Origin of the sequence: Peribacillus acanthi (assembly GCF_003073175.1) — a bacterium.
Classification (GTDB): Bacteria; Bacillota; Bacilli; order Bacillales; family DSM-1321; genus Bacillus_BN; species Bacillus_BN acanthi.
Genome location: NZ_QBBX01000004.1, coordinates 143,489 through 146,430, shown reverse-complemented (window position 1 = coordinate 146,430; position 2,942 = coordinate 143,489). Strand labels below are relative to the sequence as shown.

At 40.7% G+C, this 2,942-nt stretch carries 4 protein-coding genes; all 4 read left to right on the top strand.

Going from position 1 to position 2,942, the window contains the following annotated elements:
- A partial coding sequence (locus tag DBX25_RS21170; RefSeq protein WP_476704048.1) for an ATP-binding protein occupies window positions 1-931 on the top strand: 931 nt, incomplete at its 5' end.
- Window positions 928-1,707: a dihydroorotate dehydrogenase electron transfer subunit gene (locus DBX25_RS05410; RefSeq protein ID WP_108669760.1), complete on the top strand. Its 780-nt coding sequence runs from the start codon at window positions 928-930 to the stop codon at window positions 1,705-1,707. The genes DBX25_RS21170 and DBX25_RS05410, both read left to right, overlap by 4 nt.
- Window positions 1,704-2,645, top strand: coding sequence for a dihydroorotate dehydrogenase (locus DBX25_RS05405; protein WP_108669759.1), 942 nt, complete (start codon window positions 1,704-1,706; stop codon window positions 2,643-2,645). The genes DBX25_RS05410 and DBX25_RS05405 overlap by 4 nt, the downstream gene beginning before the upstream one ends.
- Window positions 2,617-2,942, top strand: a 326-nt coding sequence (gene pyrF / locus DBX25_RS21165) for an orotidine-5'-phosphate decarboxylase (protein ID WP_240620161.1), incomplete at its 3' end; no start/stop codon positions are given. The genes DBX25_RS05405 and pyrF, both read left to right, overlap by 29 nt.

The window sequence follows — 2,942 nt, the reverse complement described above, 5'->3', positions numbered from 1 at the left end:
CAAAGATGTAGTAATTCCAGGAATCATGGAGCATATCGAACGAGCAGGGGTACACTCAGGAGACTCCATTGCTGTGTATCCGCCACAAAACCTAACTGACGATATGAAACAAAAGATCGTCGAGTACACAATCAAATTGGCAAAAGGACTAAATATCATCGGATTATTAAATATCCAATATGTTATCTCTAAAGGTGAGGTCTTCGTGCTTGAGGTAAATCCACGTTCAAGTAGAACGGTTCCTTTCCTAAGTAAAATCACGAATGTGCCAATGGCAAACCTGGCAACAAAGGTCATCCTTGGACAAAGTCTGGCTGAACAAGGATACACAACAGGTTTGATCGAAGAGAAAAAAGGAGTTTATGTAAAAGTTCCGGTCTTCTCTTTCGCAAAACTAAGACGTGTTGATATCACTCTCGGACCTGAGATGAAGTCTACAGGTGAGGTAATGGGGAAAGACTTAACGCTTGAAAAAGCATTGTATAAAGGATTAGTTGCATCAGGAATCCAAATCAAAGAGTATGGCAGCGTCTTGTTGACCATTGCTGACAAGGATAAAGAAGAAGCATTATTGTTGGCTAAGAGATTTCATAACATTGGATACCAGCTTATTGCAACAAGTGGAACAGCGGCTCTTCTACAAGAGAAAAACATCCCTGTAAGAGTTGTTAACAAAATTGGAGCTGAAACAAACACGTTATTAGATGTCATTAGAAATGGTGAAGCACAATTTGTAATCAACACTCTAACAAAAGGAAAACAGCCAGAGCGTGATGGTTTCCGAATCCGAAGGGAATCAGTAGAAAACGGTATTCCTTGCTTAACTTCACTAGATACTGCTGAAGCGATCCTACGAGTAATTGAATCTATGACTTTCTCAGCAGAAGCTATGAAACCAGCAACAGAATCAAAAGAGGCGGTGCTTTCATGATTTTAAATGAGCGAATGACAGTCGTTTCACAAGAAAGAGTAGCAAAAAACATCTACGAGCTTACCTTACATGGTGAGCTCGTAACAGAGATGAAGCAACCAGGTCAATTCGTTCATCTTAAAGTTGCAGATGGATTTGAGCCATTATTAAGAAGGCCGATCAGCATATGCTCTATTAATCATGAGAAAAAACAATTTACGATGATTTACCGAGCTGAAGGTAGAGGTACTTATCTTCTTGCGAATAAGAAAATCGGCGATGAAATTGATGTACTTGGTCCATTAGGTAACGGTTTTCCTGTACAGACAATTAATGCTGGAAGAACAGCTCTATTAGTAGGAGGGGGAATTGGTGTCCCTCCACTATACGAGCTTTCTACCAGATTAGTAGAAAAAGGGATTGAAGTAATTCATGTACTAGGATTTCAGTCAGAGGAATATGCCTTTTACTTGGAGAAATTCACAGATCTCGGACCAACCTATGTAGCAACAGTAGATGGAAGCTGTGGAACAAAAGGATTTGTCACAGATGTTATTAAGAATTATGATTTGAAATTCGATGTGTTGTATAGCTGTGGACCAACCCCGATGTTAAAAGCTTTAGAAGAAAAATACGGAGATAGAGAAGTCTATCTTTCTCTGGAAGAAAGAATGGGCTGTGGAATCGGGGCTTGCTTCGCATGCGTTTGCCATACTGGGGATGATCCTACTGGCTATAGCTACAAAAAGGTATGTAGTGATGGCCCAGTATTCCGATCAGGGGAGGTTGTACTATGAGTGTGTTAGGAATAGAACTACCAGGGCTTTCGCTAAAGAACCCTATCATGCCTGCATCGGGATGTTTTGGATTTGGTAGAGAGTTTAGTGGATTGTATGATTTGAACAAATTAGGCTCCATCATGATCAAAGCTACAACAGCTGAACCAAGGTTTGGAAACCCAACACCCCGTGTGGCTGAAACACATGCAGGAATGCTAAATGCAATTGGGCTGCAAAACCCTGGCTTAGAAAAAGTGATTGAAAGTGAACTTAGATGGCTAAGTCAATTCGATATTCCAATCATTGCCAATGTAGCAGGATCGATGGAAGAAGATTATATCGAAGTAGCAAAGGAAATTTCAAAAGTATCCAATGTGCATGCACTTGAGCTGAATATTTCTTGTCCTAACGTAAAGCAAGGGGGCATCGCTTTTGGAACGAATCCTGAAACGGCGAAACGACTGACTAAGCTTGTGAAGGAAGTTTCCGAAGTACCTGTGTATGTAAAGCTTTCACCAAATGTCACAAACATCGTAGAAATGGCAAAAGCTGTTGAGGATGGTGGAGCGGATGGCTTAACGATGATTAATACACTTCTAGGTATGCGCTTGGACATGAGAACAGCCAAGCCAATTCTTGCTAATAAAACAGGTGGATTATCAGGACCAGCCATTAAACCAGTAGCTATTCGTATGGTTTATGAGGTGAGCCAACAAGTGAAAATTCCAATTATCGGGATGGGCGGGGTCACAACAGCTGAAGATGTTATAGAGTTTTTCTATGCAGGTGCGAGTGCAGTTGCAGTAGGAACTGCCAATTTTGTAGATCCATATATTTGTCCAAAAATAATTGATGAATTGCCAGCTCTAGTTAATGAGTTAGGGTACGACCATATTTCTGAATGTATCGGAAGGAGCTGGGGAAAGCATGAACAAATCGCTTATCATCGCGCTTGATTTTCCAAATGCCGAACAAACCCTATCGTTTCTTGAAGGGTTTGAGGATGAGAAACTTTTTGTGAAGGTGGGAATGGAGCTTTTTTATCAAGAGGGACCAAGTATTATCAGAAAAATAAAAGCTCTTGGTCATAGCATCTTCCTTGATTTAAAACTACATGACATCCCAAACACGGTTAAGCAGGCTATGAAAGGTTTAGCTTCTCTAGAAATCGATTTGATCAATGTCCATGCAGCAGGTGGAAAAGAAATGATGAGGTTTGCATTAGAAGGTCTTATCGAAGGGACACCTAGTGG

Bases quoted from the DNA above. Each gene is read 5' to 3' on its own strand.
- DBX25_RS05410 (WP_108669760.1), top strand. From the start codon at position 928: ATGATTTTAAATGAGCGAATGACAGTCGTTTCACAAGAAAGAGTAGCA.
- DBX25_RS05405 (WP_108669759.1), top strand. From the start codon at position 1,704: ATGAGTGTGTTAGGAATAGAACTACCAGGGCTTTCGCTAAAGAACCCT.